Raw genomic sequence first — 22741 nt, 5'->3', positions numbered from 1 at the left:
CTGAATTTGTTGGTTTATTATCTGGTCTTTTCAGTGGTTCTTTTCGCTCTCAATTTCTCCAGAGGTGTGCGGGTAGATCTCGTGTTTTTCTTTCTTCCTGCAGTCATCTTACTGGATTACTATATCGTTCTCGGCCTTCCCGGGAGTTCCTTCGCCGGCAGGGTCGCCCTGTTCGTGCAGAAGGCCGACAACCTGCTTAATTTCAGAAAAACCTTCGAAGAAGAGACAAAGGGAAAGTTGATAGATTCGGAAAACTTGAAAAACCTCGAGCAGGTCGTAACTTCGCTCGAATCCAGATTGAGAAAGCCGACCGAAATCCAGAGAAAACTGTACCTCTTTTCCATATATGCGGCCCCGCTCTTCCCGATGGCGGTGATGCTTTCTTCTATTCTTCTACAAAGGGGAACAGAGCTTTACGCAGGCCTGTTCTCTTATGGAGCCTCCTTCATAATCGTAATTCTTGCCAGAAGAGCCTTCAGAACGCTTGAGAATACTATTGAAAAGTTAAACAACGAGATAAGAAAAGCAATTGAAGATATATCGTATAATTAGAACATCGTTTTCTGGCTGTTCGATCGAAAGGAGATGCTACCAATGACGTTTGTTGAAGTCAGGGACCTGAGCAAGACTTACAGGTCCGGTGAAGTCGTAGTTGAAGCATTGAAAGGAGTTTCGTTTGATATATACGAGGGTGAAATTCTTTCGATCCTCGGTCCTTCGGGCTGCGGGAAGAGCACTCTTCTAAACTGCTTATCTGGTATAGATGAACCAACTGGCGGAAAAGTGATAATAAAAGGCATCGATCTCCACTCCCTTAGAGACGATGAAAAAACGCGTTTCAGGGCATTGAACATGGGCTTCGTTTTCCAGTTCTACAACCTCATCCCCGTTCTGAGATCGGTCGAAAACGTCGAGCTGGCCATGTTGACGATAGGAAGCAGTCAAAAGAAGGCGAGAAAGGCCGCTATGGATATACTGGCGAAGGTCAATCTCGATGGACGGGCTACTTACCTACCCTCGCAGTTGAGCGGCGGAGAGAGACAGAGAGTATCCATAGCCAGGGCTCTAGTACACAGACCTGCGATAGTCTGGGCCGACGAACCTACCGGGGCTCTGGACACGAAAACCAGCACCGAGCTCATGAACCTTATCATTGAGCTGAACAGAACCTTCAACCAGACCTTCGTAATAGTTACACATGACGAAAGGGTATCGAACTACTCTAACCGTATTTTGCATATGGATAGCGGAAAAATATTGAAGATAGACGAAAACCAAAATTTGAAGGTGTCTCAGAATGCTAATTCAAATTCTTAGCATCCTGGTTGGAGCCGCGACTGTCGCGATAGTCGTCTCCATGATCTTCAATCCGGTGATATTCAAGATAGGCTTCAGAAATATCTTCAGGAGAAAGGCCGACACATTGCTGGTGATTCTCGGCTCGCTAATAGGCACGGCTCTGATAGTCGGCTCGATGGCGATGAACGATTCCTTCCAGAAATTTCTGCATAACCAGATAGAACGGAGCAACGGCGAGATCGACGAGTTTGTTTTCATTCCTTCGGAAAACCGGACCATAGCGAAGGAGTTCATACCCAACGCAGAGATTGAAGCTCTGGTGAAACACTTGCTTCAGGATTCGAATATCGATGGCATTCTCCCGCTATTGAGTAGAAACGTCACGGCCGGCCGACCAGGAGAGACTAGAGCACAGAACGGAAAATCCGTCCAGATATCACTCATCGGCGTTAAACCCGAAAACCTGACGGAATGGCCCGATTCGAAAGGCGTGGTCGATCCATCAAGCCTCTCAAGTGCCGACGGTATCGCCAGTGTGGTCATAAACGAAGAGCTGGCCAATTCGCTGGCTCTATCGGTGGGTGATACGCTGGAGATAATGTCCGATGCGGGACAGAGGTTGCTTTTCTGGATAGAACTCCCCAAAGTCCAGATCTCCGACATAGTCAAAGGCGACGGTCTGCTTTACTACCAGGTTGAGGCGAACAACCAGCCTCCAAACGGGTTCACAATGCTTGCCGATATAGACACCGCGAGAGATTTGCTCAAAATAAATGTTCCCGATTATTACAACGGCCTTCTGGTATCAAACAGGGGGGATTTTCTAGGCGGAGTCAAGTTGACCGATGCGGTAGCGGCATCTATAAGGGAGATCGCAGGTGGCGACTTCAAAATCGAGACACCTAAGAAAGACGCGCTCGATATGGCCGATCGGGGCAATATCGGTCTTTTGTTCCTCATGTTGAGCGTTTTTGCGATTTTTGCGGGAACACTGCTTCTCTCAAACATATATCTCATGCTTGCCCAGGAACGAAGGATGGAGCTCGGTACATTGAGAGCGATAGGCTATTCAAGGCGTAGAGTCTCCAGAACGATCCTTTACGAGGGTTTCTTCTACTCTGTGTTCTCCTCGGCCATAGGGGTGGTAACGGGAGTAGCACTGGCAAACTTCATATTCGAGAGCTTCGTCAACCTTTTCACAGATATAACCGCTCTGATACCCTTCGAAGGGGCTGCCACGGTGTTCAGCTCCATACAGAACTCCTTCGGATTTTTCGTTCGACCGGAGTCGATCTTCTATGGATTTCTTCTGGGTCTGATAATACCCATGATAATAGTCGTCTATACGGGAAGGAAGATATCCAGAACCAACATAGTTACGGCGGTCAGAAACATACCCGACGAGATGGATCAGAAGAGCAGGTTCATGATCAACATTATGGCCTCGCTGGGTGTGTTGGTATCGATCATCATGGCTTACAGCGGTTACTCGGCCGGAAACGCCACGCTCTTCTTCGTTGGAGTCGTCTTTACCGGGCTGCTCTTCCCTGTGGCTATACCGCTCAAGAACAAAAGAACGATCGAGTCGCTCTTTTCCATAGGTGTGATACTCTTTACGATGTTCAGCAACTCCTTCTCCCTTATTGCCGAAAACAGCGGAGGTTCAGTCTATCTGGTCGTGGCAAAGGGCGGGGCCATTCTCTTCGCCGGTCTCTTCCTGATAGTCTATAACCTCAAGACCTTCGAGTACATACTCAACAAGATCTTCCAGAAAACGAGATCGGCGGCGCCGGTCTTCAAGATATCTATAGCTTTCTCCGCCAGGAACCGTGTCAGGACAGGTTTAACGATAGCCATGTACGGCGTCGTCATCTTCGTTATAACGCTGATTTCTATCATCCCCTACTCCCAGGAACAGGTTCTCGTTAAGAGTAGAGACATGATATTCGGGGGATACGATGTAGGTGTCTTCTCGCTCTCTACAAGAAACATGGTCTCCTTCAGCGATCTGCAGTCAAGAGGCGAAGTCTCGGCCCTCACAAACATAGAGAGCATAAGCGTGGCGATGAAGAGAGAAGAAAGATACGTCCGTGAATACATGTACGGACTGGACGACAGTTTCATAGTCAACAACAAGTTCACGGAAATAACGTTCGATAAAGGCACGTTCAAGAACGCCAGAGAAGTCTGGGAGCATTTACGGTCTACCCCCGATACTGTTGTAGTCTCTTCCAACGTCATTCCCGGAATACTCCCCGGAGATACCGTCGAGCTGAGAAGATTGGTTCAACGAGAGGAAGATACCGGCGGTATGTCGTCTTTCATGATGAGAGGCATGAGTGACATCATAATCGGCGAGGAACGCGTTAAAATGACAGTCATAGCCACACTCCCGGAAAATACGATAACGTATATGAACGGGATATTTATGTACAGAGGAAACATCCCCGAATCCATCGACGGTAAGGTCTCGATCAGGAATTACCTCTTGAATTTGAGGGGAGAAACTCAAGAAGAGAAAAAGGCGAGTTTCGAGTCTCTGAAAGATGGTATGGGTTCGGGAAGTCTCTTTATGATCTTCGTTGACGATATAATAGAGTTGACAACGACGATTATACAGGGAACAATAAGTATTCTGAGATCCTTCCTGTACTTCGGTATGCTCGTCGGAATAGTCGGTATAGCCATAATAATGTTCAAGGCCCTTTACGAACGCAAGAGGATAGTCGGCATGCTCAAAGCCATAGGATTCACAAAGAAGATGGTCTTCGCCTCTTTCGTTCTGGAGACATCGTTCATAGTCGTAATCGGGATCGTCCTTGGAATAATAACCGGTACCCTCACCAGCGTGGAAATCTATGCCTCCCCTCTGATGCAGGGCATGGCTCTTTCCATTCCCTGGGATCAGTTGCTGGGAATGTCACTGATATTCTACGTCGCATCGCTGGTTTCAACGATAATACCGAGCTACATCGCATCGAAGATACCTCCGGCAGAGGCGTTGAGGTACTTCGAATAAAAAGGAGGTTCTCGAATGAGCAGGATACTCGTCGTCGATGACGACCGGGCGGTTCGAGTTCTCTTGAAATCCATACTCGTCAAGGACAGTCACGAAGTTATCGAGAGCCCAGATGGGAGTTCGGCGCTGGTGGCGACCAGAGAAGAACGACCCGACTTGATCTTGCTCGATCTCATGCTCCCCGATTATAACGGATTGGAAGTTCTGTCGGCACTCAAAGAAGACAGAGATCTGGAAGCAATACCGGTGATAGTTCTCACAGGTTCGTCCGACCGCCAGAGCAAGCTGACGGCCTTGAGTTCGGGAGCTGTCGATTTCATATCCAAACCCTTCATGTCGGAGGAGGTTCTGCTAAGGGTCAATACACAGCTCAAATTGCACAATCTCATAAAATCTTTGAGGGTAGCGGTGGACAGCCTGCAGAACGACGTTCTGGCCGCAGGTAGAATTCAGGCGGCCCTCGTACCTCAGAGCGCACCTCAGGGACTGAAGATGGAATGGATCTACTCTCCCTCGTACAGAGTGGGCGGCGATATATTCGACGTCGTAAAACTGGGAGAGGAAAAGTTCTTTGTCTATCTGGCCGATATGTCGGGTCACGGTGTGAACGCGGCGATGCTTTCGGTCATGGTTCACAGATTCATCGAGGATTACAGGGGAAGGATTGGAGAGGGTGAATTCGACCTTAAGGACTTCATGGCCGAACTGGACAGCAGTTTCAGGTTCGAGAAGTTCAATCTCTTCTTCACGATCATCTCGATGATCATAGATACCGCGAGTAAAAAACTCCTGTTGTGCAACGCGGGGCACCCCTCTCCGCTGCTGATGGAAAATGGAAGGTTCAGGGTTCTCGAAAACAAGGAAGGCCTGATAGGCATGAACATGATACGCGGAGCGATCGAAGAGCTCAACCTTTCGGGAGGGGACAGGTTAATTCTCTACACGGATGGCTTCACAGAGTCCACTAACGAAGACGGAGAGATGTTCGGCGAGGAAAGGTTGCAAGATATCCTGCAGGGCTGCCTGGATATGAGCCTTTCCGCAACCAAAGAGAATCTGAGAGATCGTTTCGAAAAATTCAAGGGAATCAAGAATGCCGAAGACGATGTCTCGCTATTGCTGATAGAGTTTTAGCGTAGAGGATCTCCACGTCGAGGAAGGTAAGTTGAAAAAAGGAGGGATTCCACAACGTTGGTTGTGGGTGCATTATGTTTAAATTCGAATTGCTCAAAAAAAGTATTGGTGTAATTTCCCTGGAGAAACCCGTTAGAATTACCGGGGAGACATCGGCCAGTTTCCGCAAGTGGTACGAGAGCAAGGATCTGGCCAGTTGTTCCGCCGTGATAATCGACGGCAACAATATTCAATTCATAGACTCGATGGGAATTGCCGCGTTGATCAGCATATACAAGTCTCTGACGCCGAAGGGAAGCAACCTCCACCTTGTGAACCTGTCCCCGGAGATCAAAAAACTCCTGGCCACGCTCCGACTGGACAGGCTCTTCCAGATTCACGACGGCACAGTCGAAGAGGCTGTAAAGTCTCTGTAAGATAGGTTGGATGAGGCAGTCGAAGCAGCGGTTCTCAGTTAGACCTCTGATGGGGGAGGTAGATTCGGTCTCGGCCAGAATAACGGAAATAGTCAAAGAGGTAGCCGGCGAAGAGCGTGGTTTCAGGGCCGGCCTGGTAGTCACCGAGGCCTGTGTGAATATAGTCAAGTACGGTGATCTGGGAGAGGAAGAGAGGATCGAGATAGAGCTCAGCTTCGAAGACAACGATGCGAAGATAGTTATCGAAGACACTTCGCGAGAGTTCAACCCCCTAGATGTGAGCGATCCAAACCTCAACAACTTCGAGCTCCTACAGAAGGGCGGGATGGGAATCTACCTCATCAAGAGATGCTCCAAAAAGGTTGACTACGCATATAAGGACAACAGAAACATACTGACGGTCATTATTTGATTTCGAAAATCGCGGCTGGACCACTTAAACCGGCACGCAGATATATGTTATAAAGTACACAGGTCAAAACTGTAAAGGTGCAGAAATGAAGAAACTACCCCGGTAATCGGCACAATTGAATATCGCTTTCCCGTAATCGACTCGTGTTAAGCATTCGCGTCATTTTTTCAATGGCTCAACACAGCCAACACTTACATTTAATAACGAAAATTCTCACAGGCCATAATGGAGGTGGTTTCTTTGCTACACGTGAAAGATCTATCCGTATCGTTCGACAGTCTCGATGTTCTGAAAAAAATAGATCTCGACCTGTTACCCGGGGAGGTACTGGCGCTCACCGGCCCCAACGGCTGCGGCAAAACGACTCTTCTCAGGTCGATAGTCGGCGAGATCGCCCTTTCCGGCGGGAGTGTGCAGATCGAGCGTGGTTACTGGCCCGTTTATGTGCGGCAAGAAGATATAGATTACCGCGGAAGCACGGGCAACTACCTGTTCGGTGCGAGACCGGAGCTGTTGAAATTGCGCGAAAAGCTAGAGGCGGCCGCCGATCCGCTCGCGCACGCCGAGTACATAAACGAGTACCACGCGATCGGAGGCTTCGATTTCGAAGAGGAGATAGTTCTGACGCTCGTGGATTTCGGCTTCGAGAGAGACGAGATCCATAAAGGGTTCGACGAACACTCGCAGGGTCAAAAGAGGCTTCTCTCTATAATGAGAGCGCTTCTCAGCCGATCGAAGCTCCTCCTGCTGGACGAGCCTACCAACCATCTCGACATAGCCATGACACTGAGGCTTGAAGAGATCATCAGCAGACTCAAAAGAAGGGGAACGGGAATAATCGTGGTCAGCCACGATCGTACTTTCATAGACAGGGTGGCCGACAAGACGATCTATTTGAAGTTCGGTCAATCGCTCTCGGTAAACGGCGGTTACTCGCTGATGCTAGAGCATCTGGAGAGCGATTCCCTCTCCAGACAGAAAGAGGCGGGAGAGATCGACAGGAAGATTCGTCAACTTGAGGCCGAGATAGTGAGAAGGAAAAACTGGTCGGCCTCCAAAGAGGCCTCCAAAAGGCACGCGAGGGATAAAGGCTACGTTGGACATATGGCCGCCAAACAGGCCAGACGGGCGATGGCCGTTCAGAAAAGAACCGGAAAACTGATCGATGAACTGAAGGAAAAAAAGCCCTTCGTGGAGAAGCCCCTCTCTTTCTCTCTTTCAGATTACACCGTTTCCAGGAGAAAGATGGTGAGCGCTGAGGATATTAGCTTCTCCTACGAAGCGGACGAGATCATAAGCGGGGCCTTTGTGGATATAGACACCACCGACAGAGTGGGGATAATCGGGCAAAACGGTTCTGGAAAGACGACGCTTATGAAGTGCCTGATCGGTGAGCTAGAGCCTTCATCCGGAAAGATTTACAGGAACGAAGGCGTCAGATGGGCCTACATTCCCCAGAACGTTCTAAATTTCTTCGAGAGGAAGACGCTGATCGAAGAGTTCCTCTCAACCGGAATAGAGGAGGAAAAGCTGAGAAGTCACCTCGCGAACATCCGTTTCAGGAGGGAGCGGGCGATGGCCAGAATATCCGATCTGAGTCATGGAGAGTTGATGAGGGCCGCCTTGCTCAAGGTGATCGCCTCAAAGGCCGAATTTATATTCATGGACGAACCCACCAACCATCTAGATATAGAATCGCTCGAAGTCATGGACGACTTATTGGCGGGTTTCCCTGGCGGATTCGTGTTCATAAGCCACGACAGACGCTTCATAGCCAGTCATGGCCAGAGGCTCTTTTTCATCGACCGGGGTATTCTGAAAAGTTTCCAAAGTACGTCCAGAGTAGATGTTCGCCTTTTCAGGCAGATAAGCGACGACATTTCTTATGCCGCGCGTGAGGCCGAGATGAGGCGGAGACGATCACAGGACGATTGGGAGAGCGTCGAGAAAGCCCCGCCCGAAGAAAAAGATGAAGATACTGAAGACTAGAAGGGTACTAGCCCTTCTAGCTTCCCTTGAAAACATTTATGTTCCATTTCAAGAACCTAACGGTTAGTCCCAGAACTCCGTTCCAGATCTTTCCGGACATGAAGAAGATGGCCAACCCTATGAAGAAAAGGCCGAAACTGAAGAGAAGCAGTTGTAGCTGAGTCACGTCGAATGGTAGATTTACGAGGTACGGAAAAAAGAACAGTATGAACGGACTGGCGACGAAGGCCGCGGCAACAACGTAAAGCGAGAGAACGAGCGCGTACAAAACTATGAAAAAGGGCAGGGAAACAACAAGGTTGAAGAAACTCAGCCCGATTATGCTCACGATCGCCGCGCCGATGCCCCGTCCTTTTCCGGATTTCTCTTCGATACTGCTGACTCTGTACTCTGCAGTTATGGCACGGGCAATTTTCTCGGGATCGCCGAGTGCGCGCGATATCTCTTCTTCGCTTTTGCCGGCCTTTTTCCCTTCCCTGAAATGGTCGCGGTAATCCTGAAGGAGCTCCTGCCTCTCAACAGCGGAGAGGGAGCCAAGTCCCTTTTCGAGCAACCTGATGTATTCAAATTCCTTCATTGTCAACCTCCCCGCCGATGAGAGCGTTCACACTTTCGGCAAACTCTCTCCAATCTCTTTTCAGATCCATGAATCTCGATCTTCCCGAATCGGTCAACCTGTAGTATTTTCTTGCCGGTCCTTCGCTGGACTCTATTATATACGAAGAGAGCAGGTTTTCTTTCTGGAGTCTCTTCAAAAGAGGGTATATGGTGCCTTCGGAGATCTCGACGGCGCTAGACACCCTCTCAACCAGCTGATAACCGTAGCAATCCTCCCTGTCGAGAATACTGAGAACACAAAGATCTAGAACACCCTTCTTCATCTGGCTATCCAAGTAAAACACCCCGTAACGGAGACGATCGCCCGGTTCTGGTCATTTATTTCTTCTTTATAACTATGTCGGCGTTGCTGGTCCTGAGAGTTATATCCAGATCGCTGCCGTTGTTCAGGTTTCCCCTTACGCTGGTCTTGCTCATGCTCGATACGGTGATGGAGAGCCCGGTCATATCTACCCTGCCGTTGGAGGTCGAGGCATCGATGTAGGCCCGGATGTCTTCGGGAACGAAGAGCAATATCTGACCGTTCGAAGAGGCCAGCTCAAGCGTCCCCTGCGACGAGAGCGTAGAATTCACCGTTACCTTGCCGTTGGAGGTCCTGAAGCTATTCTTCGTTCCCTGCAGAATGCAGTCTGTGATGTTGATGGATCCGTTGGAGGTCAGCGCGCTAATATTCGATGAGGAAGTTTCCACGTTTATCGACGCGTTCGAAGTGGTAACCCGCAGGTCGCCGTTCAACCTCGCGCCGGTGAATGGACCGTTGCTGCTCTGGAACTCCATAGGACCTACGATATCTCTGGCGTTGATCGGTCCGTTCGAAGTCTCCGCTACTACTCTCCCATTTATCGAGTAAATCTCTATTCCGCCGTTAGAACTTTCCACGTTGACATAAGAGTTCAGCGAGGCCGCTTTCAGCCTGCCGTTGCTCGTTCTGGCCACTACCTCTTCCAGCAGTTCGATGGGAACGCGGAGATATATCGAAGCGCCCTGTCCCCTGAATTCACCGGTCTGCTGGAGCCTCGGCGTAACGATCCTTAACAGTCCATCCAGAATGGTCACCACGGGCTTCGTTTCCTCGAAGTATTTCTCCTTGAGGTTTTCCGAGGAAACCTTCACGGTTTGTTTGACTTCAAGAGATATGAAACTCTCTTCCCAACCGACAACCTCCACCTCGCCGTTGAGGGTGTAGATATCTATCGATTTGATCGCATCGTTTAGCGATTCCTGATAGCTCCTGTCGAAACGTTGACCGTCGAGAGACCAGCCGAAGTCGAAACCGAAATCTATACCGGCCGGTCCGATCGCCACCGCCACTCCTATGAGTATCAGACCGATAGCTATCAGAATCCCAACCCAGGCTACCCCGCGCTTTCTTTCAAAACCTTTCAATTCGATTACCTCCCATTCGTCCGGTGAAGAGGCCGGACTTCGATTCAGCGAATAATATATCACCTATTACCTGGTATTGCAAGGTACTGTGCAAATTTGTTGAATTAAGATTTTGTTAATATTTAAGAGCAGGAAAAGCCGCCCTTCGTTGTTTATTAGAATAAGAGAGGCAGGGGATGCACATCCAGATAAGGCAAGTATGGTTATAATTCGCTTCTTTAACTCGAAACGCCTGAGTTGATAGGGCCAAAGAGTTTTGAGCGTGTCAAGAACAGAAAGCAGTGTTTCTATATTATTCTTTCAATATTTCTGTATATATTATTTGAGTATATATAATTTGACGGAGGTTTAGCATGAAGAAGGGTTTTTCACTTGTCGAGCTTTTGATGGTAGTCGTGATAATTGCCTCGTTGATTTCGGTCGCGACGATCGTGTCCGCCAGCATTCTCAGAAAGACGAAAGCGACAACAGTAGCACGAGACATGAAAGCCATAATGATGGCAGCTGAGGAAAAGCTAATGATCGAAGGGCCAAAATACTTCCAAAGTATCAAAAGCCTGAAAGATCTCGTCGAAAATGCGACCGATAAGTACCAATTGTATCTGGTGATAAAGAAAAGCGGAGATGTTTATATTACAGTGATATGTGATCCTTCACATGTGGATGTAGAGCTGGTGCGCGAAATATCACCAGATGCAACTGTTTTAAGTACCGGAGCAAAATGCTATCTCAATGATGAAGAAGTTTTCCACAAGATCACTTACAATAGCAATATGGTACATTACCTCGTAGGTTCCTACGTCACATATATCCCCGAAAACAGAATTTGTATCTTTAGAGATTACCGCCTTTTCTGAGCAATCGAAACGGGAAACTGACATCGCGCTAACCCCTCAGGGATGTTTTACAGTTAGAATTTATAATCCAATCTTATCTGGACCGGAAGGGGTGAGAGATATAGGCATCTTGAAAATAAAGAGTCACGAACCGGCACTACCGCTGATACAGGGGGGAATGGCCGTAGGCATTTCTCTTGACGGTCTCTCTGCGGCGGTCGCTTCCGCCGGAGGCGTGGGTACTATCGGTACCGCGGGGATCGGTATGACGATAGAAGGGTACGCTAGAAACTTCAAACAGGCCAGTATAGAAGGATTGAAAAATGTGATAAGGAAAGCTCGTAGTAAAACCGACGGGCTTCTCGGCGTGAATATAATGGTCGCCCTGACCAATTACCAGGATATGGTCGTAACAGCTTTAAGGGAGAAGATAGACATGATAATCTCCGGTGCCGGTTTGCCTCTGGACCTGCCTTCTTATCTGGAAGAAGGTTCGAAAACGGCTATAATACCGATAGTCTCTTCTCTTAAATCGGCGAAGGTGATCCTGAAGAGATGGTTCGGAAAATTCCGCTACATTCCAGACGCTTTTATCGTAGAAGGGCCGAAGGCTGGCGGACATTTAGGCTACAGGATTGAAGACCTGCAATCACAGGAGTTTTCGCTTTCCAGTACCATCCCGCAGGTACGTCAACTGACAGAAGAGATAAAGCGCGAGTACGGAAAGGATGTACCCGTCATAGCCGCGGGTGGCATATTCGAACGCAAAGACGTTCAGGAGATGTTCGAACTTGGAGCCTCGGGCGTACAGGTCGGAACGGCCTTCATCGGGACACAGGAGTGCGATGCCGATATTAGATTCAAACAGGCTCTGATAGAGGCTAAAAAAGAGGATATCGTTATAATCAAAAGTCCCGTCGGTATGCCCGGAAGAGCGATCAGGAATAAATTCTTAGTCGATGTGGAGGCCGGAAACAAGAAGCCCTTCAAATGTGTCTATCATTGCATAAAGACCTGCAACTTTAGAGAGACCCCCTACTGTATCGCGCAAGCTCTAATGAACGCGTGCAGGGGCGACCTGGAAAACGGTTTCGCCTTTTCAGGAACCGAGGGTTACAGAATAAAGGAAATAACCACCGTAAAAGATGTCATCGAACGTCTTTTCGGGACGGGTCCGTTGAGTCTTTACTGATAGTCACCATGATGGCCTTTCTCGAACCTGACGGAGGAAAGGCGGAGATTATACAGCGCACCGTGACTATCACGAAGACTATACAGCCGCCCACCAGAGCCAGCGGACCCGGGACCTCGCCGATGAGAAGAAAGACCCAGAACGGGTTCAATATCGGCTCTATGCCCGAGATTAGAACCGATTCAAGCGCCGTTACGTGTTTTATGGCTCTCGAATAGAGTACGTAAGGAATACCCAGCTGCAAAATCCCCATAACTAAAAGAATTAGCCAGTCGAAGGCATCCGGTACTCCGAAAGCGATGAAGGGTATCCCTATAACGGCCGTCAACAGATTGCCCAGTAGAATCGACTCCATAGGCGAGCCATCTTTCTGCATTCTCATAAAGACCGTTAAAAGGGCGAAGCAAACGCCACTGCCTATGGCGAGTAAGTTGCCTAGCACTCCTCTTGGATCGAGTTTGTCGAGGAAGAAGAGGACCATACCTCCGAAGACGATCGAAATGGTTATCCAGTCGAAGAGCTTCACCCTCTCTTTGAGAATCCAGGCACCCAGTATCGCAACATAGATCGGAGATGTGAACTGAAGAAGGATTGCGTTGGCCGAGGTAGTTAGCTTGGTCGCGCTCACGAAGAGAAAGACCAGACCGACATACGAAAGCGCCGCCCCGATCTGGGGAAGCGACCAGTTGAATTTGGGCTTTCTGTTCGCGGCAAAGATTACCACTGCAGCTATGGCGCTTCTCACACCGGCTATAGCAAGAGGGTGCGCGTTAACGTTCTTTATGAATAACCCTCCGGTACTCCAGAGCGCTGAGGCGATCAACATAAGAAGTATCGATTTCGACTTTTCCGAATATACTCTCTTCGAATTTCCGGCCATTCTATTAACTCCCACCGCCCGGGTGCCGCTCTTACAGTACCCTGCCCGGAAAATTATAGCACCGTATCCGATACGGTGCGAACCGGTGAACGGTGCAAAGACACATACCACCTGTGAAGTTTCAATCTATCTTTCTATTTCATCGCCCACGGACCAAACGCTTTGCCGGCAGGAAGCACCGTCTTTCCGTAATGAGTGTTCAGCAAGTTAGCCGCCGAACCATAGAATGAAAAGATCGCTATGCCCATCTCTGCACAACCGGCGAGATATTTCCAGAAAACTCCGCCGACACCCAGAGTACTAACAAATAAGCCCAGGAAGAGGATGTCGATTAGAAAGAAGATTACGAAGAGTACCTTACTGGTACCCATAGCCCCCAATGTCATATAGAGGGTGAAGATCAAATATCCAAGGAAGGCAAAGGCAAGTTGAGACGTGTCCACAACCGCTGCTGGATTCATGGCGATAATGCCGTTTCCCATCATCCAGGTCATGGCAACTCCAAGCCAGAAGAAACCGTACCCGGAGAATGCGGTGGCTCCGAAAGTGTTGTTCAACCTATAATCCATGAAGCCTGCCAGAAGCTGGGCCGCCGCGCCAAGAAAAATCGCCCATGGAATTATGTTCACAGTTCCTTCCGTTATTCCGAGCTTTTGAGTCGAAGCTACCAGAGTCACGATAGCCAGTCCAAACAACCCGAGTGGCGAAGGATTTGCCGTCGCCTGGAGCGCCTTTACCGCGTTTGTTTCTCTTGCATCTGCCATATATGCCTCCCGACATCACTGGAGTGCCGGAGCACTCCAGTCTGTAAGTCTGTATTTACAAAAGTTAGGGATGTGTAATCAAAAAAATGGTTACGAAGAAAGTATCTCCTTCGAGAGGAAACGATAAATCGTACCGCTAATATTTTTCTATCGTATGAACGACTACTTCACATATGTATGGAAGTACTCAGCTTCTAATGATACTCCTGGCTCAGGCGCCGGCCAGGTACTCCAGTATAGCCTTGGCGGATCTCTTTCCCGCACCCATGGCTTCGATAACGGTCGCGGCTCCGGTTACTATATCTCCCCCGGCGAAGACGTTCGGGAAGTTGGTTCTGCCGGTTTCCTCGTCTGCCTGTATGGATCCCCATTTGTTGAGCTGGACAGAGGGGAAGCCTGCTTTGAGGACCGCGTTGGGTGTCTGACCGATCGCCTCGATTACCATATCTACTTCCATGGTGAACTCGGAATTTTCCAGCTGCACGGGACGCCTTCTGCCGGACGAATCGGGTTCTCCCAGAATCATTTTCACGCACTTCATGGCTATAACGTTGTTGTTCGAGTCTCCCAAATACTCCACAGGCAGAGTCAGACAGTGGAGCTTGATCCCTTCTTCCATGGCGTGATGGTACTCTTCAAGCCTCGCGGGCATCTCTTCCTCGCTCCGCCTGTAAACAATATGGACATCCTTGGCACCGAGTCTTTTCGCCGTCCTTGCGGCATCCATCGTAACGTTACCGGCGCCTATCACCGCTACACGATCCTTTATCTTAACCGGAGTATCGTACTTCGGAAAGAGGTAGGCTTTCATCAGATTGACTCTTGTGAGGAACTCCGAGGCCGAAAATATATTGTTCAAATTCGTTCCGGGTATTCCCATGAATCTAGGCGCACCGGCCCCGATTCCTATGAAAACCGCATCGTAATCACTCAAGAGTTCTTCGAAGGGAACGGTTCGTCCCACAATTTCGTTGAATTTGAACTCAACACCCATTTCCTTTACAAATTGCACCTCGTTCGAAACTATCTCTTTTGGAAGCCTGAACTCGGGAATTCCGTACACAAGAACGCCACCGGCGGTGTGAAAGGCTTCGAACACGGTTACTGAAACTCCTTCTTTTGCCAGATCGGCCGCAACGGTCAATCCGGCCGGACCGGCGCCTATGACTGCGACTTTTTTGTGAACCGGTGGTTTGACAACGCTTTCAATAGGTATCTCCAGGTCGGCGACATATCTCTCCAGTCTTCCGATGGCAACAGCATCGCCTCCGGGTACCCTTCCGAGAATACACCTTGCCTCACACTGTTTCTCCTGAGGACAGACCCTTCCGCAGACCGCCGGAAGGTTGTTGTCACCCTTGAGTATCACGGTGCTATCTTTATACCTTTCTTCTCTGAGTGCCTTTATGAAACCCGGAATGTTTATTCCAACCGGACAGCCATCAACACAAGGTTGGTTCTTGCACTGAAGGCATCTGGCGGCTTCCTTCAAAGCCTCTTCTCTACTGTATCCCAGTGCCACTTCTTCGAAGCATCCGATCCTTTCGATAGGATCGAGCTCTCTCATCTTAGTCTTATTTTTTTCAGGCATTCTTACCACCCATTTCTTTCACATAATCTTCCATGGCCTGTTTCTCTTCTTCTCTGTACTGGTACTGCCTTTTGATCAGCTCGTCCCATTTGACCTTTCTTCCGTCGAACTCCGGCCCGTGTACGCAGGCGAACTTGACCTCTTCCCCCACTTCCGCTCTGCATGCTCCGCACATGCCTGTGCCGTCGACCATTATCGGGTTGAGCGATACCCAGCACAGGATATCATTTTCGGCCGCCATGAGCGATACGAATTTCATCATTACCATGGGTCCAATAGCCCAGATAAATTCGACTTTCTCTTTTTTCAAGACTTCCTGCAAAGCGACTGTGACATTACCTTTGATTCCTTCCGAACCGTCATCGGTAGTGATGTAAAGCTCATCCAGATAAGGAAGGAATTCATCTTTCATGATCAGCAGTTCTTTTTTCGCGGCTCCGAGGATACCCACCACCCTGTTTCCTGCCTCCTTAAGCGCCCTGGCGATTGGAAAGAGCGGCGCTATTCCAACTCCTCCTCCGATTACACAAACAGTCCCGAAGCGATCTATCTCACTCGGGTTACCGAGGGGCCCCACTATGTCGGCGATCGTGTCTCCGGGCTTGACGGCACAGAGCTTATACGTGCTCTTCCCGATGGCCTTTATAATGACTCTTACTCTCCCTTCGGCTGTCGATACGATAGTTAAGGGTATTCTCTCACTGAACTCGTCTAGCCTTAAAATAAGGAACTGTCCTGGTTTTGCCCTTTTGTGGATATTGGGATGTTCAAGCCAGATATCGAATGTATCTGGAGCAATAGCCTCTCTAGAAATAACTTTGTACATCTCATCACCTCAAAAGTATGATAACAGAATTATTCTTGAGATATTCTGAAGGATATATGAAAGTAAGTATCACAAATCAAATTGAGATAGTGTTTTATAGGAGGAAACAGCTTCGGCGCGACAACTTACAATAATCGATCTTAATCGCGTATAGTTAACTGTAGATCTAAAAGAACGGACCGGCGCATACTTGGGACTAACCAAAGATATGAGTTATTATTTGTTTAGTCAATAACCAAACAAACAATTGGTGGTGGTGAGTTGGCCAATCTGAATGAAGTAAAAGCCACGAATAAACGCTTCGTTCTGGATCTTGTGAGAAGGAAAGGGGCGATTTCGAGAGCGGATCTTTCGAGACTTTCGGGACTCACCCGGGCAACCGTGTCGGCTCTTACCGGAGAGCTGATCGAGGAGAAATTTCTTAAGGAGCTAATGGTGGGCGACTCGAAAAAAGGCAGGGGTGGTCGAAAACCAGTCCTACTGAGTCTGGATGGGGAAAGCAAGCTTTTTGCGGGGATTGATCTTCACTGGGACTATTTTCAGATAGCAGTGTCTAACATACTGGGCGAGATCGTCACAGAGGATGTATATCGTTTCGACAGGAGACTCTCTCCAGAAGAGTATTTCGGCGTGTTGAGCGAAAGAGCAAACAGAGTCTTTCACAAAGATGACTTTTACGGGAGGATATCGGCGATAGGCGTAAGTCTTTACGGTGTCGTAGATACGAAAAATGGAGTGCTGAAATTTCCAAGTCATATGCATTGGCCGCAAATTGAACTGGAGCGGTACATAGTAGGTTTTCCGGCGCCGGTCTTCTGGGAAAGCCGTTCGGCAGCCTCCCTGATCGCGGAGACATGGTTTCACGAGGAGTTATATCCCAGGGATGGTCTGATAGTATTCGTGAATGTTATAGAAGGTATCGGCGGCGCGGTGATGCTCAACGGAGAGATTCTGAAAAACGACGGCATAAGCACCGGAGAGATCGGTCATACCACCGTTGATATTAACGGCAATACATGTACCTGCGGTAGAAGAGGCTGTCTTGAGGCTTACGTATCCGACAAGAAGCTTGTGGAGAGCTATGTGGATCAGCTGGACAAACTCAGCCTTCCAACCAAAAGTATAAGGGACATGGCCATAAAGATAGCGCAGATGGCCTCTCGTGGAGAAGAACCGGCCATTAAGGCCGTACAGCAAATGGCGAGAAATCTGAGTGTCGGGATCGGGAACGTTATAAATTTTCTTAGCCCGAATTACGTGGTTATCGGAGGCTTCATAACCGAGGCCTGGTCAGTAGTAGAGCCAATAATACGCGAAGAGGTCACCAGGCAAGCCCTGCCGGGACTCTTCATTTCGACGGAGGTTGTGAAGAATCATTATGGCTCCCGCTCGGGCCTTATCGGGGCGCTTGCCGTCGCCATAAGGGAAAAGATGAGGCAGGTCGGTTCAATCGAGTCCAATTCGCTGGAACACCGTGGCGTTTGAAAGATCTATCGAAAGTATGCTTGGAGTTATATAAAGGAGGAGACCATAAATGGCATCGCTTTCCATTTCGCATCGGCAACAGTTGAGTTTTACTCTTGTAGGTGACGTGCACATGGGTCCAAGCAATTCTACGAGACCGGGCGAAGAGACACCCGGCCTGATGAAGCGGTTCGTGGAAGAGATAAATGGCACACCTGACATGGATTTTCTGGTCGAACTCGGCGACAGAGTGAACAACCTAAACTACGAAAAAGACCGTGAAAACGCGCTGAAATTCGCCCGCATAATGAACTCTCTATCGGTACCTTATTATCCGATCCTGGGAAATCATGACATACACTACCTCACAAAGGAAGAGAACAGGGAAATCTACGGACAGCCGGTCGAAAATAGAGTTGCTTTCGTGAAGGGTTACAAGCTGATATTTCTGGATACGGAAGAGCCGGTTATAGAAGGGGTCGGCGGAAGTGTCTCTAATGAACAGCTGAAGTGGCTTGAACGCGAACTGAATTCCGACGATCTGTCGAAAATAATCTTTGCCCACCATCCCGCCGACGATCAGGAGATAAGAGACAACCCTCACTTCGTTCAGTTTCCGCAACTGGCCTTCGTGGAGAACAGAGAAAAAGTAAGGGAGACGGTTGGTAGAGGAAAGAATGTCCTGGCTTATATCAACGGGCATGTACACTGGTTAGGCCTGTACGAGTGCAATCGAATACCGTATATCTCAGTACCGTCTTTTACGGAAGCGTGGCCGGAGAAGAGCGGCGCCCCCGGAATGTTTGCGCAGGTTTTTATTTCAGAAAACGGTCGTCTGGAACTGACCATACGAAGCTTGAATCCTCGAAGAATCCTGGGGAAGTTCTTCTGGAACAGCACGTGCAGTTCTTTATAGGAATCAACCAGAGAAAAGGAGGGGAAATGCATGCGTAAGTTCTTTGTAATTGCTCTAGTTGTTTTTGCAGTGTTTGCAACATCGTTGATCGCAGCCGATCCGGTAATTCTTAGATTCTACTTCCCTGTGGGTGTCGCCGGTCCGCTGGCCAGGTACATGGGAGAGCTGGCCGACAAGTTCAACAGTACCCACCCGGATATCATCGTCGAACCGATATACTCCGGTGGTTATCCGGAAACTCTCCAGAGGGCTCTGACGGCGTCAAAGGCCGGGAACCCGCCGGATGTGGCTCTCCTCACCGCCGCCGACATATGGACCGCGGCCGATGAGAAGATCATCATCTCTCTCGAATCGTTTATCGAAGCCGAAGGAGGAGAGACCTTCCTCGAACCCTACTTCCAGGCCTTTCTGGAGGACTGTGACGTCGCCGGAGAGCTTTACGCGATACCATTCCAGAAAAGCACTCCGATCTTCTACTACAACAAGGACATGTTCAGAGAGGCCGGCCTCGATCCCGACAGACCGCCTTCGACATGGACGGAACTGAAAGAATACGCGACAAAACTCGCGAAAAAGGAAGGCGGGAACACCGTGCGCTGGGGAGTGGAAATCCCGATAGATCAGTGGTTGCTCTCGGCCTTCATAATGCAAAATGGCGGACTCGTGAACAATCAGGCCGGAACGGAAACCTATCTCAACAGCCCAGAAGCGATCGGGGCTCTCGAGTTCATGAGATCTCTAGTTGCTGAAGGTCTTATGCCTGCCAGAAGACTCTTCGGAGACTCTTCTGCCGATTTTGTCGCCGGCACTACGGCCATGATGTACAACTCTACGGGCAGTCTAACTTTTGTCAGGGACAGCGCGACCTTCGACTGGGGTGTGGCCTATCTTCCCGAGAACGTCAGAAGGGCCGTTCCGACGGGTGGTGGGCAGCTTGTAATAATGGCGGGAATACCGGCAGAACGCCAGAAGGCGGCGTGGGAATTCATTAAATGGATGACGCTTCCTGAACAGGCTGCAACCTGGAGCATGAAGACAGGGTACGTGGCCGTAAGAGAGGATGCCTTCGATGTTCCTGAAATGAAAGCATACGTCGAAGGATTTCCCTTCGCGATAGTCGCGAGAGAACAGCTCCAGTTCGTTCTGGTCGGTGAACCGCCGGCAACTCACGCGGCAAGACAGATCTCCCGCTTCATGACTGATGCACTGGAGGGGGCAATCGCCGGAATGATAAGCGCGAAAGATGCTCTGAACACGGCTCAGGCCGAAGCCGAAAGAGTTCTGAGACCTTACAGATAAGAAGCGTGGAAGGAGGAGCGCGAAACTTGCTCCTCCTTTCCTTTTTTGAATCGGGGGTGAGAGAATGAGATTGTCCCGTAAGTGGAGAACTTATTTACTCGGTTATTTGCTTATTCTTCCAAGCTTCGTATTTCTAATAGTATTCACTTACTATCCGGTGGTTCGCTCCGTATGGTTGAGCCTCTTTCAGAAAATGGCGGGAGGAGTCACGAAGTTCGTCGGTCTGGCCAACTACGAATACATGTTTGGAAGCCGTCTCTTCAAGCAGGTAATGCAAAACAATCTCGTTTACTCACTCGGAAGCGTCATACCGGCAATACTTCTCGGGTTGGTTTTCGCGATACTCCTGAACAAACGTCTGAAGCTTCGAGGGGCTTTCCGGTTTTCTATCTTCTACCCCACTATGATTCCAATAGCAGCCGCCTCGATGGTGTGGATCTTTCTTTTCAGCCAGTCCTATGGATTGCTGAACAAAGTTTTGAACCTTTTTGGTCTTTCGTCGAACATCGACTGGTTGAATACCACTCCTTACGCGATGCTCTCGATCATCCTTGTTTCTATCTGGAAATTCGCCGGCTATTATATGTTGCTCTTTCTATCTGGGCTTCAGTCAATCGATGAAAGTCTGTATGAAGCGGCGGTGCTTGAAGGAGCCAACGCCTGGCAGAAGTTGAGAAAGATTACCCTGCCACTGCTCTCTCCGACTACTTTTTTCGTAACTTTGATGGCGATCATAAACTCGTTTCAATCCGTAGATCAGGTATATGTCATGACCAGAGGAGGACCTTACAACACCACCAACGTCTTGCTCTATTATATCTATCAAAATGGATTTGTTTATTGGGACACTGGATTAGCCAGCAGCGCGTCTGTGGTTCTCTTCTCGATTCTGCTGGGCTTCACCTTCATTTACTACTTCGGACTGCAACACTTCGTCCACTACGAGAGGTGATCGTATGAAGTGGGGGAATCTGGTATCGAAAGCAACAGTCTATTTCGTACTGGTGATCTTTTCGCTCATGATTCTAATGCCTCTAATATGGTTGACGACTACCGCTTTCAAAACGAAAACCGAGATCTTCTCCAACCCGTTCAACTTTTTGCCGGGCAGTCTCAATTTCGACAATTTCACAAACGCCTGGTCATACGCGCCGTTCGCGAGTTACTATCTGAACACCATAATAACCTCTTTCGGACTGTTGGCCATACAGCTCGTTACGATAACGATGGCGGCCTACGCCTTCGCGAGGCTCCAGTTTCCCGGGCGGGATTTCTTTTTCATACTCTTCCTCACTCAACTTATGATCACCCCGCAGAGCACGATTCTTCCAAACTACCTGACCATAAGCCAGATGGGATTGATCGATACAAGGCTGGGGGTCATGCTCCCATATTTCGCCTCGGCCATGGGCACCTTTTTGATGAGGCAGGCTTTCAAAAGCGTTCCGGAATCGCTGGAGGATGCCGGCAAACTCGACGGCTGCAACACCTTTCAGTTGATCTGGCACGTCTTTCTGCCGATCGTCCGGCCTTCGCTGATAGCCTTTTCGATAATTAGCGTCACATATCACTGGAATGAATTTCTCTGGCCGCTCCTGGTTACCGAAACGTCCAGATCGAGAACCCTGACGGTAGGTCTGACGATCTTCGCCCAGCAGGCCGAGGGAGGGGCCGAATGGAGTTTGCTCATGGCAGCGACTCTGATAGTCATAGGGCCTCTTTTGATCGCGTTCACTATATTTCAGAAGCTTTTCGTTCAGAGCTTCGCCAATTCCGGGATGAAAGGATGACCTCCATGAAAGAGCCGGAGAAGTGGAAGTTAAAAGACGTGCGGGCCGTTTTCAGTGATATAGACGGCACGCTTCTAGACAGCGAAGAGAGATTGTCCGGTGAGAACCTGAAGGCGATCCAGGAGATCGTGAACCGGGGCATTTTAATGGTTTTTGCCAGCGGTAGATCGACCGGATCGATCAGAAACCTCTTCGCCGGACTCGATGAACATAATTTCAACGCCATTGCCTTCAACGGTTCTGAAGTTACCCTGAGGGGAGAGGTGATTTCCAGAACTAAGCTAGACTCCGTAACGGCTTCGCAAATAGTCAGGACTGTAAGTGAGATCAATATTCATATTCACGCTTATGTGGATGGCGAGCTGGTCTTTTCGAAACTGACCCCTACGGCGGAAAGGTATGCAATACATACCGGCTTAGAGCCGATGATCGTTGGAGATCTTGCTGTATATCTCCAGGAGAACCCGCCGATCAAGCTGGTCGTACTCTCAGAACCCGGCTATCTTCCCTCTTTGAGGGAGAAGCTCGCCGGGCAGTTTCCAGAGGTCAGTTTCACCAGATCCGGAGGAATCTACCTGGATGTCACGCGCTCGAACGTTGACAAAGGTCGTGGATTGATTGAAATATGCGAAAGAGAAGGTATAGCGCCCGAAAACGCCGTAGCCTTTGGAGATAGTGACAACGATATCGAAATGCTTAAAGCGGCCGGTCTTTCCGTGGCCATGTCTAACGGTTCCGAAGAAGTGCGGAGAATCGCGACTGTAACAACTGTATCGAACGATGAAAACGGATTTTCGAAGATGATGAAGAAATTGCTGCGAAATATGACCCCATAACTCAAGGCTTTCGCGTCCAGGTTCCTGGTAAAACAGAGGTCAGAGGAGAGGAAGAGAGAGGAAAAGAGAGAATG

At 49.2% G+C, this 22741-nt stretch carries 22 protein-coding genes; 15 read left to right on the top strand and 7 right to left on the bottom strand.

The window, feature by feature from the left end:
• Positions 1 to 6: 6 nt before the first annotated feature.
• The 7 genes from PKX57_RS01555 to PKX57_RS01525 all read left to right on the top strand — a co-directional run bounded on the left by PKX57_RS01555 (position 7) and on the right by PKX57_RS01525 (position 8269).
• The gene (locus PKX57_RS01555) at positions 7 to 552 is read left to right on the top strand and encodes a hypothetical protein (protein ID WP_169699121.1); all 546 of its coding nucleotides are present in this window, start codon (positions 7 to 9) and stop codon (positions 550 to 552) included.
• Between the two features lie 42 nt (positions 553 to 594).
• On the top strand, positions 595 to 1317 hold the full coding sequence (locus PKX57_RS01550) for an ATP-binding cassette domain-containing protein (protein ID WP_214075662.1): 723 nt from the start codon (positions 595 to 597) through the stop codon (positions 1315 to 1317).
• On the top strand, positions 1298 to 4318 hold the full coding sequence (locus PKX57_RS01545) for an ABC transporter permease (protein WP_472415860.1): 3021 nt from the start codon (positions 1298 to 1300) through the stop codon (positions 4316 to 4318). Before PKX57_RS01550 ends, PKX57_RS01545 begins: the two co-directional genes overlap by 20 nt.
• 15 nt (positions 4319 to 4333) lie before the next feature.
• Positions 4334 to 5452 carry a PP2C family protein-serine/threonine phosphatase gene (locus PKX57_RS01540; protein WP_472415858.1) on the top strand — a complete coding sequence of 373 codons (1119 nt, stop codon included), beginning with the start codon at positions 4334 to 4336 and terminating at the stop codon, positions 5450 to 5452.
• A gap of 74 nt (positions 5453 to 5526) precedes the next feature.
• Positions 5527 to 5868 (top strand): STAS domain-containing protein, encoded by a 342-nt coding sequence (locus PKX57_RS01535; protein WP_213921337.1) that lies wholly within the window; start codon positions 5527 to 5529, stop codon positions 5866 to 5868.
• Between the two features lie 10 nt (positions 5869 to 5878).
• Positions 5879 to 6280: an ATP-binding protein gene (locus tag PKX57_RS01530; RefSeq protein ID WP_214048950.1), complete on the top strand. Its 402-nt coding sequence runs from the start codon at positions 5879 to 5881 to the stop codon at positions 6278 to 6280.
• Positions 6281 to 6529: 249 nt separating this feature from the next.
• Complete coding sequence (locus PKX57_RS01525) at positions 6530 to 8269, top strand: ABC-F family ATP-binding cassette domain-containing protein (RefSeq protein ID WP_472415870.1); 1740 nt, start codon at positions 6530 to 6532, stop codon at positions 8267 to 8269.
• A gap of 16 nt (positions 8270 to 8285) precedes the next feature.
• On the opposite strand, the gene PKX57_RS01520 is transcribed toward PKX57_RS01525, so the two are convergent.
• The 3 genes from PKX57_RS01520 to PKX57_RS01510 are packed head-to-tail and all read right to left on the bottom strand — an operon-like array spanning position 8286 to position 10273.
• Positions 8286 to 8846 carry a DUF1700 domain-containing protein gene (locus PKX57_RS01520; protein ID WP_169699128.1) on the bottom strand — a complete coding sequence of 187 codons (561 nt, stop codon included), beginning with the start codon at positions 8844 to 8846 and terminating at the stop codon, positions 8286 to 8288.
• Entirely contained in the window at positions 8833 to 9162 is a 330-nt protein-coding gene (locus PKX57_RS01515; RefSeq protein WP_472415856.1) for a PadR family transcriptional regulator, read from the bottom strand. Before PKX57_RS01515 ends, PKX57_RS01520 begins: the two co-directional genes overlap by 14 nt.
• A gap of 43 nt (positions 9163 to 9205) precedes the next feature.
• Positions 9206 to 10273, bottom strand: coding sequence for a DUF4097 family beta strand repeat-containing protein (locus tag PKX57_RS01510; RefSeq protein ID WP_213921342.1), 1068 nt, complete (start codon positions 10271 to 10273; stop codon positions 9206 to 9208).
• A gap of 353 nt (positions 10274 to 10626) precedes the next feature.
• Between PKX57_RS01510 and PKX57_RS01505 the strand changes: the two genes are divergently transcribed.
• Both PKX57_RS01505 and PKX57_RS01500 read left to right on the top strand, forming a co-directional pair.
• Positions 10627 to 11130, top strand: coding sequence for a prepilin-type N-terminal cleavage/methylation domain-containing protein (locus PKX57_RS01505; RefSeq protein ID WP_214075376.1), 504 nt, complete (start codon positions 10627 to 10629; stop codon positions 11128 to 11130).
• A gap of 157 nt (positions 11131 to 11287) precedes the next feature.
• Positions 11288 to 12301 carry an NAD(P)H-dependent flavin oxidoreductase gene (locus tag PKX57_RS01500; protein WP_472415868.1) on the top strand — a complete coding sequence of 338 codons (1014 nt, stop codon included), beginning with the start codon at positions 11288 to 11290 and terminating at the stop codon, positions 12299 to 12301.
• On the opposite strand, the gene PKX57_RS01495 is transcribed toward PKX57_RS01500, so the two are convergent.
• The 4 genes from PKX57_RS01495 to PKX57_RS01480 all read right to left on the bottom strand — a co-directional run bounded on the left by PKX57_RS01495 (position 12258) and on the right by PKX57_RS01480 (position 16362).
• Positions 12258 to 13181 carry an EamA family transporter gene (locus tag PKX57_RS01495; protein ID WP_213922193.1) on the bottom strand — a complete coding sequence of 308 codons (924 nt, stop codon included), beginning with the start codon at positions 13179 to 13181 and terminating at the stop codon, positions 12258 to 12260. The two genes, PKX57_RS01500 and PKX57_RS01495, sit on opposite strands and share 44 nt — an antisense overlap.
• Positions 13182 to 13315: 134 nt before the next feature.
• Positions 13316 to 13945, bottom strand: coding sequence for an acetate uptake transporter (locus tag PKX57_RS01490; RefSeq protein WP_213922194.1), 630 nt, complete (start codon positions 13943 to 13945; stop codon positions 13316 to 13318).
• Positions 13946 to 14156: 211 nt separating this feature from the next.
• Positions 14157 to 15536, bottom strand: coding sequence for an NADPH-dependent glutamate synthase (gltA, locus tag PKX57_RS01485; protein ID WP_214047556.1), 1380 nt, complete (start codon positions 15534 to 15536; stop codon positions 14157 to 14159).
• Positions 15529 to 16362, bottom strand: coding sequence for a sulfide/dihydroorotate dehydrogenase-like FAD/NAD-binding protein (locus PKX57_RS01480; RefSeq protein ID WP_472415854.1), 834 nt, complete (start codon positions 16360 to 16362; stop codon positions 15529 to 15531). The genes gltA and PKX57_RS01480 overlap by 8 nt, the downstream gene beginning before the upstream one ends.
• 261 nt (positions 16363 to 16623) lie before the next feature.
• On the opposite strand from PKX57_RS01480, the gene PKX57_RS01475 reads away from it, so the two are divergent.
• The 6 genes from PKX57_RS01475 to PKX57_RS01450 all read left to right on the top strand — a co-directional run bounded on the left by PKX57_RS01475 (position 16624) and on the right by PKX57_RS01450 (position 22667).
• Positions 16624 to 17847, top strand: a complete 1224-nt coding sequence (locus PKX57_RS01475) for an ROK family transcriptional regulator (RefSeq protein WP_472411730.1) — start codon at positions 16624 to 16626, stop codon at positions 17845 to 17847.
• Positions 17848 to 17929: 82 nt separating this feature from the next.
• Positions 17930 to 18742: a metallophosphoesterase family protein gene (locus tag PKX57_RS01470; RefSeq protein WP_472415853.1), complete on the top strand. Its 813-nt coding sequence runs from the start codon at positions 17930 to 17932 to the stop codon at positions 18740 to 18742.
• Positions 18743 to 18772: 30 nt separating this feature from the next.
• Complete coding sequence (locus PKX57_RS01465) at positions 18773 to 20041, top strand: extracellular solute-binding protein (protein WP_213922199.1); 1269 nt, start codon at positions 18773 to 18775, stop codon at positions 20039 to 20041.
• 64 nt (positions 20042 to 20105) lie between these two features.
• Complete coding sequence (locus PKX57_RS01460; RefSeq protein ID WP_472415851.1) at positions 20106 to 20993, top strand: carbohydrate ABC transporter permease; 888 nt, start codon at positions 20106 to 20108, stop codon at positions 20991 to 20993.
• Between the two features lie 4 nt (positions 20994 to 20997).
• Positions 20998 to 21831: a carbohydrate ABC transporter permease gene (locus PKX57_RS01455; protein ID WP_169698402.1), complete on the top strand. Its 834-nt coding sequence runs from the start codon at positions 20998 to 21000 to the stop codon at positions 21829 to 21831.
• 5 nt (positions 21832 to 21836) lie between these two features.
• The gene (locus PKX57_RS01450) at positions 21837 to 22667 is read left to right on the top strand and encodes a Cof-type HAD-IIB family hydrolase (protein ID WP_213922202.1); all 831 of its coding nucleotides are present in this window, start codon (positions 21837 to 21839) and stop codon (positions 22665 to 22667) included.
• The last annotated feature ends 74 nt before the right edge of the window (positions 22668 to 22741 follow it).

Origin of the sequence: Mesotoga sp., assembly GCF_035363035.1 — a bacterium.
Classification (GTDB): domain Bacteria; phylum Thermotogota; class Thermotogae; order Petrotogales; family Kosmotogaceae; genus Mesotoga.
The sequence above is the reverse complement of the archived record's forward strand: the minus strand, read 5'-3'. Positions and strand labels throughout refer to the sequence as shown.